Genomic DNA, 13,927 nt, shown 5'->3' with positions numbered 1-13,927 from the left:
TTTAGTATGCGTTGTGGGGCACAACGGCCTGTCAGCTCACAGGGGCACGAGACAAAGAATGGTATTGGACGAAACGGGATCGCACGCGGGTATCATGGAGGCGGAAAAACCCGTCCCTACCCCGACCAATGATGATTTGCCGCGCCGCCTGGCCGATTTCGCCACCTTGGGCGACGCGCTGGACTATGCGGCACAAGGCGTTCGCGGGCTGAACTTTCACGATGCGCGGGGCAACCTGACGCAGCCCTATCCATTCGCCGAGCTGCGGCGAGACGCAATCTCGCAGGCCTATCGCCTGATCGCGGCCGGCGTGAAGCCCGAGGACCGCATCGCGCTGATCGCGGAGACGGGGGCCGAGTTCGCGTCGCTGTTCTTCGGCGTCGTCTATGCCGGCGCCTGGCCGGTGCCGCTGCCGCTGCCGACCAGCTTCGGCGGTGCCCAATCCTATATCGACCAGCTTCGCGTCCAGCTCGAAAGCTGCGACCCGACCATGCTGATCTACCCGCCCGAGATCGGCGCGATGTGCGCCGAAGCTGCGCGGATCACCAACGTGCAGGGAATCGACTGGTCCGAATTCGGCGAGCGCGCCGCGCCGGAGATCGCGCTTCCCGAGGCCGAGACCTCCGACATCGCATATCTCCAATATTCGAGCGGCTCGACACGCTTCCCGCACGGCGTTGCGATCACGCATCATGCGCTGCTCAACAATCTGTCGGCGCACAGCCATGGCATGCGACTGCAGGACAGCGACCGCTGCATCTCCTGGCTGCCCTGGTATCATGACATGGGTCTGGTCGGCTGCTTCCTGTCGGTCGTCGCCAATCAGGTCTCGACCGATTATCTGAAGACCGAGGATTTCGCGCGGCGCCCGCTGGCTTGGCTCGACCTCATCAGCCGCAACCAGGGCACCACCCTCTCCTATTCGCCGACCTTCGGCTACGACATATGCGCGCGCCGCATGTCGAGCCAGACCAAGGCGAGCGATCGTTTCGATCTGTCGCGCTGGCGCGTGGCGGGCAACGGTGCCGACATGATCCGCCCCGACGTGATGCAGTCGTTCGTCGATGCGTTCGCGGATGCCGGGTTCAAGGCCAGCGCGTTCCTGCCGAGCTATGGCCTTGCCGAAGCGACGCTGGCGGTTTCGATCATGCCCCCGGGCGAAGGCATCGTCGTCGAACTGGTCGAGGAGACCCAGCTTTCGGGCGGCGACGTCGCACGTGAGGACCGTCCACAGCGCTTCCGCGCGATCGTCAATTGCGGCAAGCCGGTGAAGGACATGGAAGTCCAGATCCGCGAGGAAGACGGCACGCCGCTCCCCGAAAAGGCAATTGGCAAGGTTTGGTGCCGCGGCCCATCGGTGATGGTCGGCTATTTCCGCGATCCCGAATCGACTGCCGCCTGCATGGCCGATGGCTGGCTCGACACCGGCGACATGGGATATTTGTCGGAAGGCTATGTCTATATCGTCGGTCGGGCGAAGGACATGATCATTGTCAACGGCCGCAATCACTGGCCGCAGGACATCGAATGGGCAGTCGAGCAGCTCCCGGGCTTCAAGCAGGGCGACATCGCCGCCTTCGCGATCACCACTCCGGGTGGCGAGGAGACGCCGGCGGTACTCGTCCAGTGCCGCACCTCGGACGAGAATGAGCGCATCCGCCTGCGTGACGAGATCCGCGAACGCGTGCGTTCGGTCACCGGCATGAACTGCGTGATCGAGCTCGTTCCGCCTCGCACGCTGCCGCGCACCAGCTCGGGCAAGCTGAGCCGGGCAAAAGCGCGCAACCTCTATCTGAACGGCGAGATCAAGCCCTACGACCTTGCTGCCTGAGACATTGCGGGCGGACCGGGCGATCCGGTCCACCCGCGCCCGGCCTGATCCGGCCGGCTGCGTAAATTTCGTCCGTTTCGGTCTCGGGCCTAACCACTCGCTAACCTCCCTTCGGCTATCCCGTCGGGGTGACCAGCCAGACGATTTCCCAATTTGCCAGGCCGCGCATCGACGCGCGCGCGCTTCTTGGCCTCTACGATCCGGCGGACGGCATCGACTGGGGCCCGATTCGCGCCGCGCAGCTGCATGCCGGCAGCCAGCTGGCATTGTTCATGCTCACCGCCAATGTCGTCGGCGCCTCGCTCGTCACGATGCTCCTCGCGCCGGCGGTGCCGCTCTGGCAGCTCGCCAGCTGGGGCGCGCTTGTCGCCGCCGTCGCATGCGCAGTCGCGTTCCGCCGGCTTTCGAAGCGCCACCGAGTCGCTGTCACTGCGCCACTCAAGGACGTCCGCGACACGATGCTCGACGGCATTTCGCTCGGCGCCGTCTGGTCGATCCCGCCCCTGGCGTTCGGCGCGGCCACCGATGCCAGTTCGGCGCTTGGCCTGTGGGTCATCCTGTCGCTGCTAATGACCGCGTCGGCGGTGGCCATGGCGGCGCTGCCGCTGGCGACCATTGCCTTTGTGACGATCGTCGGCGCGGCGATGTCGACGATGCTCGCGCTCTCCGGCCCGCCCGTGCTCGCGGCAAGCACCGGCCTGTTCACTGCGCTTCTGGTGATCGCGACCCTTGGCCGCGGCCGCGCGCTGGTCGTCATCCGCGCCAATGAGATGGCGCTCGCCGAGCGCGACGAGACGGTCAGCCTGTTGTTGCGCGAGTTTGAGGATTCGGGCTCCGACTGGCTGTGGGAAATCGATGCGCAACGCCGCGTTGCTCGCGCAAATCCGCGTTTCGCTGTGTCGCTGGGCGCCGATCCCAAGAGGATCAACGGGACGCCGTTCCTGCAACTCCTCGCCGGCCCAACATGGGAAGACGGCAATTTCGCACCCGGGCTGCGCAATCTTGCCGAGCGTCTCAAGGCGCGCGAAGCGTTCCGCGATTTGCTGCTGCCGGTCATCGTCAATCATGACGAGCGCTGGTGGGAGATGTCCGCCAGCCCCCGCTATGACGAGCGCGGCGCGTTCATCGGCTTCCGCGGTGTCGGTTCGGACGTGACCGAAGCGCGCAAATCGGCGGACAAGATCAACCAGATGGCGCGCTTCGACACGCTGACCGGGTTGCCCAACCGCCTGCTGATCAACGAGACCCTCGCGCGCGCAATGGCCGACGCGGACAAATGGGGCTCGCGTTGCGCATTCATGATGATTGATCTCGATCGCTTCAAGGCAGTCAACGATACGCTGGGCCATCCGGTCGGCGACCGTCTGCTCGGCCGCGTTTCCGAACGGCTCATGCTGCTGATGACCGAGAACGAGATGATCGGCCGGCTCGGCGGCGACGAGTTCGCGGTGGTCGTGCGCGACGCGACCGACACCCAGCGGACCGAACAGCTCGCCCAGACGATCATCGATGCACTCTCCCAGCCCTATGAGGTGGACCAGCACACGCTGTATATCGGCGCTTCGGTCGGCCTAGCGGTCGGCCCGCGCGACGGGCGCACTGCTGAAATGTTGATTCGCTCGGCAGACCTCGCGCTCTATCGTTCGAAGGATGCCGGCGGCGGCGTCTTCCACGCCTACGAGCCGCAGTTGCATGTCGCCGCCGAGGAACGGCGCGTGCTCGAAATCGCGCTGCGCAGCGCGGTGGAGAATCGCGAGATGCATCTGAACTACCAGCCGGTGGTTAGTGCTGCGACCGGCCAGCTGACCGGCTTCGAGGCGCTGCTGCGCTGGACGCATCCGCAATTCGGCAACATCTCACCGGCCAAGTTCGTGCCCCTGGCAGAGGAAGCGCGCTTGATCGCACCGATTGGCGAATGGGTGCTCCGCACTGCCTGCGACGAAGCCGCCCGTTGGGACATACCGGCGCGCATCGCCGTCAACGTCAGCCCAGAACAACTGCACAACCCTGCCTTTGTCAGCATCGTCGCACAGGCGCTCGCCCAATCCGGCCTGCCCCCCGCACGCCTCGAGCTCGAAGTGACCGAGAGCGTATTCATGCGAGAGGGCACAGTCGCGATCGAAGTGCTCGAGAAGATTCTCGACCTCGGCGTCCACCTCAGCCTCGACGATTTCGGGACCGGCTACTCGTCGCTCGGCTACCTCGCCCACACCCGGTTTAGTTCGATCAAGATCGACCGAAGCTTTGTCCAAGGCGCGTCGAAGGGCACCAAGGAAGCCATTGCAATCATTCGCGCGGTGGTGGCGCTTGCCGACAGCCTCGGCATGGCCACGACTGCAGAGGGCGTCGAAACCGAGGAAGAACACCAGATGATCCAGCAGCTCGGTTGCACCAAGGTCCAGGGCTATTATTTCGGACGCCCGCTTCCCGTCCACGAAGCGCGCGCGCTGGCGATGCGCACGATCGGCGGCAGCGTCGCCGCATGAGAATTCCGGACGCATCGCGAATGGAAAGGTTGGCGCTCGCCAGTCGGCCTAGTCAACAGGGGCGCAGCAGGTCCTTATCTTGCTGCAATCCCAGAGTTTCCAGCAAATAGCGGTCTGCCGCTACCTGGGCGTGCGGCGCTAGAGCGCAGACTGCATCCACCAATCGCTGCGCCGCTTCGATCTGCACCTTCGGAAAACGCTGCCGCCCGATGGTCGAACCACCTACATGCTTGAAAGCGAATCCTTCGCTTCTCTCGATAGTCGTGCCGCCACTATCATATAGCTTGAGGCCCCCGCCCCGCCCCTCGAGTCCGAAGGTCAATGGGCCCGCATTGACGATGCCGACTCGAACGACGCCGCCCGGCGCTGAATAGAGGTTGGCGACTTGGATATAGGCACCGTCCCGACGGACAAGCACAGTGCTGGTGGCCGCCCGAGCTACCGACTTTATTGTGGCGTCGTCCCATTTTTTGCGAGGCGCGAAGACCGCGACTATCTCGATTCGCGTTGGCAGCCCTGGAGTGATGAGCTTGGTTTCTGGTGCCCGAATCTCACCGAGAGCTCCGTCTATCTTGAGGAAGCCCTGCTCGAACGCGATCGACCCGGCCGAGTTGTTTGCCCGCCCGATCTCCTGGGCGAGGCGATCATATGCTCGTCGTGGAACGAATGCTCGATCCGCGCCGCTGCTCGCGCAAGCTCGAACACCGTCAACCTCGGCTCGATGATAAGCTTTGCTGGGATCGCTGATGAAGCCGATCTGCGAAAATCGGCATAGCATTCTCAACTGTTCGACCGGATCCTTGGTCGCATTCAGCGTGTATTTCAGGACTTCGAATTGGAATTTCTGTCGCTCCAGCCTGTTGGATGCGATCGCGTTGAGGCCCGCGCCGAGTATCAAGGTTATTACCGCTGTCGCAGCCGGTATCAACAACTCGAGTCTGATCTTTGACTTGGGGGGTGCGGGAGGATGCATTCGCCGCGCAGTGCGATAGAGGCCCATTCACTCCCCCAAAATGATCCACGTTGCGCGAAACCATAGAGCTGAAATGCGCCCCGCGCGAGCGGGCCCGCATCACCTCGACTGTGAGCGTAGTACCAATGGGATCGCGAGAGGCCTCGCCCGCAAGGGCGGAGGCACAAAATCGGAGATGTGCGAAATGGCAGGGGCGCTCGGATTCGAACCGAGGGCCTTCGGTTTTGGAGACCGACGCTCTAACCAACTGAGCTACGCCCCTGTGCGGTCCGCGCCTTTAGCGTGGTGCGTCAGACGGGGCAAGAGTGAACCCCCAGGCCACCGATTCGAAAGCCGAGGTGATCGCTGCGTGATCCGATGCGGAAGGCGATCCTGAAGTACACGAGAAGCGGCTTGGCGGACTCCACCACGCCGCCGATCGTGTGCACCTCAACCTAGACCCCGCAGGAAATCGCGAGCGCGTCCAGGTCCAGGATACCGAACCCATAGTCCGCGTTCCAACCCCGCGATCGCGTACCCGCACGCGCAGTGGCGCGGATGCGGGCGACAAGCTCGGCCGGCGGAATCTTCGCGGGCGAAATCCTGCTGCGAAGCGCGGCGATGCAGCCTGCGGCGACCGGACAGGCGGCCGAGGTTCCGGCATCGGGCGTGTCGACGCCGGTGACTTCCGAACCGCGAAAATGCGCGTAGCTCAGGACATCGGGCTTTTGCGGCGTCAGTCCCGCGATGGACGGACCTTGCGACGAATAGCGCAGGCGCATGTCATCGGTGTCGCAGGCGCCCACCGTGAGCACATCCCCGCTTGCATTTGCTCCCATGATGGAACCCTTGCTCCTGCCCTCGCAATAGGCGGAAGCGCAACCGGCACCGCAATTCCCGGCGGCGAAGACGATGTCCGCGCCGCATTTGGACAGCAGGGCGAGCTGGCGCAGGAAGGGGTGTTCGGGGTTGTCGACATAGCGTCCGGGATGTCCCTTGGAAAAATCGAGACGCGGATGGTGGACGCCCCAGCTGTTGCTGACGACGAGACCCGAATATTTGGGGAGATCGCCGGGCGCGAAGAGGATCGCCCATGAGGCGATCAGCTGGGCATAGGCCAGAAATCCCCGGTACAGGGTGCGGCCTCTACGAAGGTCCCCGGCCAGAATGGGAAAGTCCAGCAACGTCGCCTTGGGTGCCGCGATCAGGGCGTCATAGGCGCATGCCGTGCCGTGATCGACTGGAAAGGCTCCGGCGTGGCCCGCCAATCCCAGAGGCGTCCAGGAGTTCGCGGCATCGAACCCCACTTCGGCGAGCCTCGCTTGCAGATGTGGAAGGTTGGTGCCGCCGTCCAGGATCGCGATGGCCACGTTCGAACCATCCAGGCCCCGGTCTCGCAACGCCTTGAGGTTCAGCTTCGCCGCAATCTGGTCCGTATCGCCGACCGGCGGCCGGCCCGGGCAGGTGAGAAGCGGCCCGATCTGGGGATCCGAATAAATTGCGAGACCGCCGACCCTATCGGGAACGCGCGACAGATCCTCCACATCGACAAAGCCTCGGACCAGGAAGCGATCGGACGCCTCCACTTGAAGCGCTTCGACCGACGAGCTGCCAGCCCCTACTGCGCCGCTGGGGATCGCGGGGAAGCGTGGATCGATCGTGATCGCGGCGGGCAGACGCACGCTCCGCAACGCGCGCGAGCGCCGATTGGCGAAGGCCGCCGCGGCGGATCTCCTCAACCCGTGCTGCGACGGCAGTTCGACGAAGACCGGAAGCTGCATGTCCTGCTCCTTGGGTAGCTGATCCGCTGGCGGCCACCCGTCAGCCCTGACGGGATAGCAAGCCGATCGGCCATCGAGCGTGATCTTCGTCACGCCCGATCCAGTCCCCCCACTCGAACCGATCGGTTCCGGCCGAACCAGCCGTTGTCGCCAGACCCTGCTTGAGGCACGCTCCGCGGTGGGGAAACAAGGCACGGGAGGGGATGGCCATGACGATGGCGGAGCCACGGTACGCGGCATTCCTGAGCTATAGCCACGCCGACGCCGCGACGGCGCGCTGGCTGCACCGCAAGCTCGAAGGATATCGTGTACCCCGGCGTCTGATCGGAACGATCGGCGAGCGCGGACTGGTGCCGGCGCGCCTCATTCCGATATTCCGGGACCGCGAGGAATTGCCCGCGGCCGGCGATCTGAGTTCGACCGTGCGCGCCGCGCTGCAGGCATCCAGCTGCCTCATCGTGCTGTGCTCGCGCGATGCGGCTGCGTCGCAATGGGTCGGCCGCGAGATCGAGACCTTTCGAACGCTGCATCCCAATCGTCCGATCCTTGCCGTGCTCCTCGACGGTGCGCCCGGAGATTGTTTTCCTTCGGCGCTCCACACCAGCCGCGACGGCGCCGCGGTCGAGCCGCTCGCGGCGGATCTACGGCGCGGCGGCGACGGGCGGAGCCTCGGCTTTCTGAAGCTGGTGGCCGGGGTGACCGGCACCGGCGTCGATGCCCTGGTCCAGCGCGACGCGGCAAGAAAGCTTCGCCGCGTGACCGCCGTCACGCTCGTGGCGCTTGTGGCGACGCTAGTCATGGCGGTGCTGACGATCATCGCCCTCGACGCGCGGCGGGAAGCCGAGCGCCAGGGTGCCGAAGCCGAACGTCAACGCGCCGAAGCGGAGGGACTGGTGGAATTCATGCTGACCGATCTGCGCGAGAAGCTGAGCGGAGAAGTCCGCCTGAAGGTGCTCGGCGAAGTCAACCAGCGCGCATTCGATCATTATGCCGGCCAGGATCTTTCGGCGCTGGGTACCGACGAACTTGAGCGGCGCGCCCGGCTGCTGCACGCCATGGGCGAGGACGACGGAAAGCGCGGGATGGCGGATCGAGCTCTCGCGACCTTCGGCGAAGCCTATCGTACGACCGAGGCGCTGCTTGCCGCCGCGCCCAATGACGCCAGGCGCATCTTCGCGCACGCCCAAAGCGAATATTGGGTCGGATACAACGCATTCGAACGGCGCGATTTCGCAAACGCCAGGCGGGCGTGGGAGCGGTACGACGCGCTGGCCAAGCGGCTCGTCGCCATCGATCCATCGCGGCGCGAATGGCGCAAGGAAGCCGGCTTCGCGCAAGGCAATCTCTGCACGATCGCGCTGCAGAAACCGGTGAGCCCGGGGCTTGCGGTGTCGCACTGCTCGGTCTCGCTCGACCATATGAAGCGCGCCACTCACGCATCGGATGCGCCGGAGGACCTTCGCAGCCTGGCCAATCGCCACGGCTGGCTGGCCGACGCGCTCCAGGCCGCGGGCCGGCTGGAATCGGCGCTCGCCCACCGCGAAGAGCAGCACGCGATCGCCGAGCACCTGCTCGCGAAAGACCCACAAAATGCCAAGCTGCGCGCCAGTCGCCTGTGGGCGATCCGCGGCGTGGCGACGATGGAACTGGCGCTCGGCCGCACCGCCGCGGCGCGGCGAAAGCTCGCGTTCGTCGAAGCCGAGCTCATCAAACTGGTCCGGTTCGACCCGGACAATTCGGAATGGAAGGCGGAACTCCTGAAGATCCGCGCGACCCTGTCACAGCGTAACCACCTTCAATCGGGAGCGCATCATGGATTTCAGCGACGAAACCACCCTTCCCCCTCCGGATTTCTTCGAGCAGCATCGGCTGCCTGAGGACGGACCGCCCGGATACAGCCCGGAGTTCACCAAGACCTATTTCATCGTGGCGAAAGGAGCGGTGGAAGACGCCAGCGTCGGCCTGACCGGCCTGATCGATCTGCTGTTCCAGAGCGAAGTTAGCGTTACGCCCGATCCGCGCGGAATCCCTAACAGCCAAAAGGACTGGCGCGTCGTACTGGAAGAGGCCTTTTCAGCGCTCGGCGATAACGTAACCAATCCATTGAATATCGAGGTACAGGCGCCCTCGAGAGTCATTCTTCGGCTGATCGGCGATTTCTGGCAATTCTCGCGGACGATGGATCCGATCACCACCAAGGCGGATTTCGGACAGCAATATTTCGGGATGCAGAGCCATGGCTGGGATGGCGAGGTGATCGATTCGCCTCCCCCAGGAATTCCGATCTCCGCGATTTCATTTTCGACGCTCGCCCCCCATCCCGAGAGCGAAAATGTCGGGCACGGATTCAGCCTCAACGTCGAGTTCACGAGCCTCGACGGGAAATATATTCTCCCCATCACGATCGATCCGGACGTCGAGAACAAGGGCGGCGGCTGAGGCGGGCCCGGGATCGGCCGCGGCCCCGGGCGGCCTTCCCTTTCTGGTTCGACGCCAAACCGACTCTTTGCGAAATGCGATAGCGGGTCCCTGCTCCACGGCGGCTCCTCTCATGCGGTCGCGAAAACGTGGGATTTTTGAGACTTAGCCTCGTGCTTTCACAAGAACATCGAGAGACTAGATGCCAACGCAGGGCGGCGCGTGGCGCGCCTTCTCGAGCGGCCAGGCGTTGGCACGAACCCCGCCCACTCTCCGACTTTTCAGCGCGTGACGGGCATCACGCGAGTCGCGCGCAGGTGTCGGCTAGCCCGGGAGGCGCGGGGCCGGACGGACATGGCGGGGCCCGCCTCGAACCACGCCGACCCCGGCGCCATCGAGCTGTTGCGTGAACGCTGTCCAGATCAGGAGTCGACATGGCAACCCAGGCACCCACTCCCACCGTTCGGCCACTCTGTGCGCCGCGCGCGACCGTTCCAATCCCCCTGCCCCTCGGCATCTCGCCGTTCCGGGCAAGCTCGATAAGGCTTCTCGGCAAGAAGTGGGCGAACGGCACCACGCTTCGCTATCATTTCCTGACGGACGACAGCTGGCAGTGGCCCGACATCCAGAAGCAGGCGGTGCGAAAGGCCTTTGCGGTCTGGAAGGGCCTAAAGATCGGCCTCGAATTCAAGGAGACCGACGACGCCAGCGAGGCCGAAATCCGCATCGGGTTCGACCAACGTGAAGGCTCATGGTCGTTCGTGGGCATCGACTCGCTTCGCAATTCCGACCGCAACCGAACGATGAATTTCGGTTGGGACCTGACCGATGATTGGGGTGCCGCCACGGCCCTGCACGAGATCGGCCACGCCCTCGGCCTGGAGCACGAGGCGCAGAACTACAATGCCGGCATCGTGTGGAACGAGGCGCTCGTCTATTCGACATTCGGCGGGCCGCCCAACCACTGGGATCCCGAGACGATCTACCAAAACATCCTCGCTAAGCTCGAGCGCAAGGATACCCAGGCGACGCGCTGGGATCCGCAATCGATCATGCAATATCCCTTTCCGCCGCAACTGATCGCCGCGCCGCCGCCCTACAACCAGACCGGCATTCCCGAGAACACGGAGCTTTCCGCTGCCGACAAGGCGGCGATCTGCAAAATCTATCCGCAGCTCCGGCCGGCTGCGACGATCGGCGTGATGGACCTTCAGCGGCTTGCGCCGCAATGGGCAGCGCAGTCGAACTTCGTCTTCGAACCCACCGAAACCCGCAACTATACGATCCGCTCGATCGGCGAGGCCGATACCAAGCTGGTCCTCTTCACGGAGCGGGACGGCGAGCCGCGCTTCGTTACGGCGAAGGACGATTCGGGCAGCCCGGACAATGCCAAGATCGCCGTCAGGCTCGTGAAAGGCGAACGCTATATCGTGCGCGCCCGCACGCACTATGCCGAGGAGGGCAAGGATCTGGGGCTGGTCATCATCTGAGCGCGACGGAGCTGGTCGCCGGACGGCTGCTCCTCAAGGAGGACCATGCCGCCCGGCGCGCCGGCACTCGGCGAGCGACCGGGATCAGGCGGATTTCGCCTTTGCACGCAGCGACAGGCAATAGCCGATCGTCACCGCGATCCCGGCCAGGATCGCACCACACCCGCCGATCACGGCGACGTCGATCGGCGCGATGGCCCATAATCCGGCATAGACGAGCCCGCTTAGTACCAGCGACCAGCCGCCGATCCGGTGGACCTCGCGCGCGGCGATGCTCGGGACGAACGCCTTGGGCATGCGATTGCCGGTCCAGGCGATCATCAGCCCATTCAGGCCGATGACCACGCGCGTGAGCGTCTCATTGTCGATATAACCGAGGTGCCGCGCGAGGCTGCCGCCCAGCGCCACGGCTACGATGCCGCCAGCCCAGACGAAACTCCCGATCAGATCCTGGTTCATCGTGCAGCCTCTTTCTTGTCCCCCGGCACCTCCGCACCGAGAGCAAATGAATCGACGAAGCCGAGCAGCGCCTCTTCGAGCACCGAGAGCTTCAGGTGATAGATCACGGACTTGCCTGCCTTTTCGGTGCGCACCAGATCGGCCCCCTTCAGCACCGCGAAGTGCGCCGACATCGTCGGCTTGGAGACGTCGAACTGGCCGCTGAGCTCGCCCGCGCTCAGCGGCCCCTTGCACAGCAGCTGGAGCACCCGGCGCCGCGTGGGATCGGACAGCGCTTTGAAGACATGACTCATGATACGATGCTTAGCTAATCGTCTAATTGTATCAAGCGCAATGTCGGGCGAAGGGCGCTGCCATCTCCCGCACCGGCGCATTCCGGCTTCCGCCGCGACTGCGAATGCGGCAGGGACGGCGAAACAGTTCCGGAGTCCGCATGTTTCGCCCGATGTACGACTGGGTGCTGCGCATGGCGCACCATCGCCACGCGCTGCGCAGCCTCGCGCTCGTCTCCTTCGCGGAGAGCAGCTTCTTCCCGATCCCGCCAGACGTGATGATGGTGCCGATGGTGCTCGCACGGCGCGACAAGGCCTATACGATCGCCGCGGTGTGCACCCTCGCCTCGATCGTCGGCGGCATCTTCGGTTATGCGATCGGCTATTATCTGATGGAGAGCGTGGGCCAGTGGCTGATCCAGCTCTACCATATGGAGCATCGGATCGAGACGCTGCGCCACGGCTATGAACAATATGGCGCGGCCATCATCCTGCTCAAGGGACTGACGCCGATTCCGTTCAAGCTGGTCACCATCGCCAGCGGATTGTTCCACTTCAATTTTGCGCTGTTCGTTCTGCTTGCAACCATTACGCGCGCCGCGCGCTTCTTCCTGATCGCCGCGCTGCTCAAGCGGTTCGGCGAGCCGGTGCAGGCGTTCATCGAAAAGCGATTGAATTTGTTCGCCTGGGGTTTCCTGATCCTGCTCGTCACGGGCTTTGCCGCAGTGGCGATGCTCTGAGGCAGTGGTTAGCCAGTTCCGCGCGCGGCATCCGGTTCATCGAGGGTTAAAGGTCACCCGACCAGCCTGGTGAAGCAAATAGAAGGGGACGTAATATGCTGAAGAAACTGGTGGTCGTCATGGCCGCTTCCACGATGGTTCTTGGATCGACTGCCGCGATGGCGGATTCCGCATCGGCCACGCGTGTCGCAGAGACGCGCGCCGCCACTGCCGCGACCGGCGAGAGCCAGCTGCTCCCGGGCAGTCCGCTGTTTGCAATCCTTGGCCTGATCGGCGTTGCCGCGCTGCTCGAAGTGACCGGCGTCATCAACGTCTTCGGCGGCGACGACGAACCCGAAAGCCCGTAAGCACCGCGACTGTGCTGAAAATGCCGAGGGGCGCTCCGGTTCTGCCGGGGCGCCCTATGCTTTTGGGAAGGTAAGGCAGGCGGCTGCGGCGCGCGGAGTCGAACGGCGCGGCACCGCTTGCTTTTGCCCCCTGCCCTCGCTAGATACCCGTCCCAATCCGACAGCGTAATGGGAACACGCCGGTCCTTCCCCTGGAAGGAGCGGCAGCGGACCCATGCCCCGCTGAAGGCCAATTTTTTCTGACGAGGATGCCCCGGTGGCGAAGACCAATCCCCTCGAGTTCATGCGCCAGGTCGAAGCCGAGCGTAAGAAGGTCGCCTGGCCGACGCGCAAGGAGACCGTGATGACCGGCGTCATGGTGCTGATCATGGCGACTCTGCTCGGGCTGTTCTTCCTGGGCGTCGATTCGTTCTTCGATGCGGTCGTCCGCGCCCTCCTCAGTCTCGCGCAGTAAGGAACAACAAGACATGGCGCGCTGGTACATCATTCACGCCTATTCGGGTTTCGAGGGCAAGGTCCGCGACCAGATCCTCGCCGACGCGACCCGGCTCGGGCTCGACCAGCTGGTCGAATCGGTCGAGGTCCCGACCGAGACCGTCACCGAGGTTCGCCGCGGGAAGAAGATCCAGTCCGAGCGGAAGTTCTTCCCGGGCTATGTGCTCGCCAAGCTCGAGATGAACGACGACGTCTATCATCTCGTCAAGAACACTCCCAAGGTCACCGGCTTCCTTGGGTCGATGGGCAAGCCCCAGGCGATCAGCGAGGCCGAGGCTGCGCGCATCCTCAACACCAAGGAAGAGGCCGCTTCGGCAGCGCCCAAGGCGCGCGTCCATGTCGACTACGACATCGGCGACACGGTCAAGGTCACCAGCGGCAACTTCGCGACCTTCTCGGGCATCGTCGAGGAGCTCGATTTCGACAAGAGCCGCGTCAAGGTCTCGATCTCGATCTTCGGCCGCGCCACACCGCTGGAGCTCGGCTTCGAGGACGTCGAACGAGTCAAGTAAACGGCCCTGTTGCCAGGTTCTAGAAATACGGAAGGCCGGGGTGAAAGCTCCGGCCTTTTGCTTTGGCCCTCTGGTTTTTCCTGTCCCACGCGCTGCATCGCGAGCCGATCAAGGCCGGTTGACTGTCGCATCGATTGCCACGAC

General features: G+C 64.2%; 13 protein-coding genes and 1 tRNA gene. 9 read left to right on the top strand and 5 right to left on the bottom strand.

All coding sequences use genetic code 11. The features are described 5' to 3' along the window. The first annotated feature begins 58 nt into the window (after positions 1–58). Both BXU08_RS00715 and BXU08_RS00710 read left to right on the top strand, forming a co-directional pair. On the top strand, positions 59–1,831 hold the full coding sequence (locus BXU08_RS00715; protein ID WP_077507669.1) for a fatty acyl-AMP ligase: 1,773 nt from the start codon (positions 59–61) through the stop codon (positions 1,829–1,831). Between the two features lie 128 nt (positions 1,832–1,959). Beyond that, positions 1,960–4,317: a bifunctional diguanylate cyclase/phosphodiesterase gene (locus BXU08_RS00710; RefSeq protein WP_077507666.1), complete on the top strand. Its 2,358-nt coding sequence runs from the start codon at positions 1,960–1,962 to the stop codon at positions 4,315–4,317. Positions 4,318–4,369: 52 nt separating this feature from the next. Here BXU08_RS00710 and BXU08_RS00705 read toward each other — a convergent pair whose 3' ends face one another. The 3 genes from BXU08_RS00705 to BXU08_RS00695 form a co-directional block, all read right to left on the bottom strand. Then, complete coding sequence (locus BXU08_RS00705) at positions 4,370–5,317, bottom strand: hypothetical protein (RefSeq protein WP_171982369.1); 948 nt, start codon at positions 5,315–5,317, stop codon at positions 4,370–4,372. A 158-nt stretch (positions 5,318–5,475) separates the two neighbouring features. Next, positions 5,476–5,552: transfer RNA gene (locus BXU08_RS00700), tRNA-Trp, on the bottom strand. A gap of 172 nt (positions 5,553–5,724) precedes the next feature. Further along, positions 5,725–7,050: a S8/S53 family peptidase gene (locus BXU08_RS00695; protein ID WP_171982368.1), complete on the bottom strand. Its 1,326-nt coding sequence runs from the start codon at positions 7,048–7,050 to the stop codon at positions 5,725–5,727. A gap of 203 nt (positions 7,051–7,253) precedes the next feature. Between BXU08_RS00695 and BXU08_RS00690 the strand changes: the two genes are divergently transcribed. The 3 genes from BXU08_RS00690 (at position 7,254) to BXU08_RS00680 (ending at position 10,958) form a co-directional block, all read left to right on the top strand. Then, positions 7,254–8,927, top strand: a complete 1,674-nt coding sequence (locus tag BXU08_RS00690; RefSeq protein ID WP_077507658.1) for a toll/interleukin-1 receptor domain-containing protein — start codon at positions 7,254–7,256, stop codon at positions 8,925–8,927. After that, positions 8,863–9,489, top strand: coding sequence for a nucleotide synthetase (locus BXU08_RS00685; RefSeq protein WP_077507656.1), 627 nt, complete (start codon positions 8,863–8,865; stop codon positions 9,487–9,489). The genes BXU08_RS00690 and BXU08_RS00685 overlap by 65 nt, the downstream gene beginning before the upstream one ends. A 413-nt stretch (positions 9,490–9,902) precedes the next feature. Continuing rightward, positions 9,903–10,958: a matrixin family metalloprotease gene (locus BXU08_RS00680; RefSeq protein WP_077507653.1), complete on the top strand. Its 1,056-nt coding sequence runs from the start codon at positions 9,903–9,905 to the stop codon at positions 10,956–10,958. An 84-nt stretch (positions 10,959–11,042) separates the two neighbouring features. On the opposite strand, the gene BXU08_RS00675 is transcribed toward BXU08_RS00680, so the two are convergent. Together BXU08_RS00675 and BXU08_RS00670 are read right to left on the bottom strand one after the other, a co-directional pair. Further along, positions 11,043–11,417 carry an ammonium transporter gene (locus BXU08_RS00675; protein WP_077507644.1) on the bottom strand — a complete coding sequence of 125 codons (375 nt, stop codon included), beginning with the start codon at positions 11,415–11,417 and terminating at the stop codon, positions 11,043–11,045. Next, a complete protein-coding gene (locus tag BXU08_RS00670; RefSeq protein WP_077507641.1) occupies positions 11,414–11,710 on the bottom strand; it encodes an autorepressor SdpR family transcription factor in 297 nt (98 codons plus the stop codon). Before BXU08_RS00670 ends, BXU08_RS00675 begins: the two co-directional genes overlap by 4 nt. A 140-nt stretch (positions 11,711–11,850) precedes the next feature. Here BXU08_RS00670 and BXU08_RS00665 point away from each other — a divergent pair, with 140 nt between their 5' ends. From BXU08_RS00665 to nusG, 4 genes are all read left to right on the top strand, one after another. After that, the gene (locus tag BXU08_RS00665; RefSeq protein WP_077507638.1) at positions 11,851–12,429 is read left to right on the top strand and encodes a YqaA family protein; all 579 of its coding nucleotides are present in this window, start codon (positions 11,851–11,853) and stop codon (positions 12,427–12,429) included. A gap of 95 nt (positions 12,430–12,524) precedes the next feature. Beyond that, a complete protein-coding gene (locus BXU08_RS00660; RefSeq protein WP_077507635.1) occupies positions 12,525–12,776 on the top strand; it encodes a hypothetical protein in 252 nt (83 codons plus the stop codon). Between the two features lie 256 nt (positions 12,777–13,032). Next, positions 13,033–13,230 (top strand): preprotein translocase subunit SecE, encoded by a 198-nt coding sequence (gene secE, locus BXU08_RS00655; protein WP_077507632.1) that lies wholly within the window; start codon positions 13,033–13,035, stop codon positions 13,228–13,230. A gap of 13 nt (positions 13,231–13,243) precedes the next feature. Beyond that, on the top strand, positions 13,244–13,783 hold the full coding sequence (gene nusG, locus BXU08_RS00650; RefSeq protein ID WP_077507629.1) for a transcription termination/antitermination protein NusG: 540 nt from the start codon (positions 13,244–13,246) through the stop codon (positions 13,781–13,783). Positions 13,784–13,927: the final 144 nt, after the last annotated feature.

It is taken from the genome of Sphingomonas sp. LM7, from assembly GCF_002002925.1.
Lineage (GTDB): Bacteria > Pseudomonadota > Alphaproteobacteria > Sphingomonadales > Sphingomonadaceae > Sphingomonas.
The sequence above is the reverse complement of the archived record's forward strand: the minus strand, read 5'-3'. Positions and strand labels throughout refer to the sequence as shown.

What these genes read in the sequence shown, in the direction of transcription:
- nusG (WP_077507629.1), top strand. Translation starts at nt 13,244, where the DNA reads ATGGCGCGCTGGTACATCATTCACGCCTATTCGGGTTTCGAGGGCAAG.
- BXU08_RS00695 (WP_171982368.1), bottom strand. Translation starts at nt 7,050, where the DNA reads ATGCAGCTTCCGGTCTTCGTCGAACTGCCGTCGCAGCACGGGTTGAGG.
- BXU08_RS00660 (WP_077507635.1), top strand. Translation starts at nt 12,525, where the DNA reads ATGCTGAAGAAACTGGTGGTCGTCATGGCCGCTTCCACGATGGTTCTT.
- BXU08_RS00715 (WP_077507669.1), top strand. Translation starts at nt 59, where the DNA reads ATGGTATTGGACGAAACGGGATCGCACGCGGGTATCATGGAGGCGGAA.
- BXU08_RS00685 (WP_077507656.1), top strand. Translation starts at nt 8,863, where the DNA reads ATGGATTTCAGCGACGAAACCACCCTTCCCCCTCCGGATTTCTTCGAG.
- BXU08_RS00670 (WP_077507641.1), bottom strand. Translation starts at nt 11,710, where the DNA reads ATGAGTCATGTCTTCAAAGCGCTGTCCGATCCCACGCGGCGCCGGGTG.
- BXU08_RS00680 (WP_077507653.1), top strand. Translation starts at nt 9,903, where the DNA reads ATGGCAACCCAGGCACCCACTCCCACCGTTCGGCCACTCTGTGCGCCG.
- BXU08_RS00665 (WP_077507638.1), top strand. Translation starts at nt 11,851, where the DNA reads ATGTTTCGCCCGATGTACGACTGGGTGCTGCGCATGGCGCACCATCGC.
- BXU08_RS00675 (WP_077507644.1), bottom strand. Translation starts at nt 11,417, where the DNA reads ATGAACCAGGATCTGATCGGGAGTTTCGTCTGGGCTGGCGGCATCGTA.
- BXU08_RS00690 (WP_077507658.1), top strand. Translation starts at nt 7,254, where the DNA reads ATGGCCATGACGATGGCGGAGCCACGGTACGCGGCATTCCTGAGCTAT.
- BXU08_RS00705 (WP_171982369.1), bottom strand. Translation starts at nt 5,317, where the DNA reads ATGGGCCTCTATCGCACTGCGCGGCGAATGCATCCTCCCGCACCCCCC.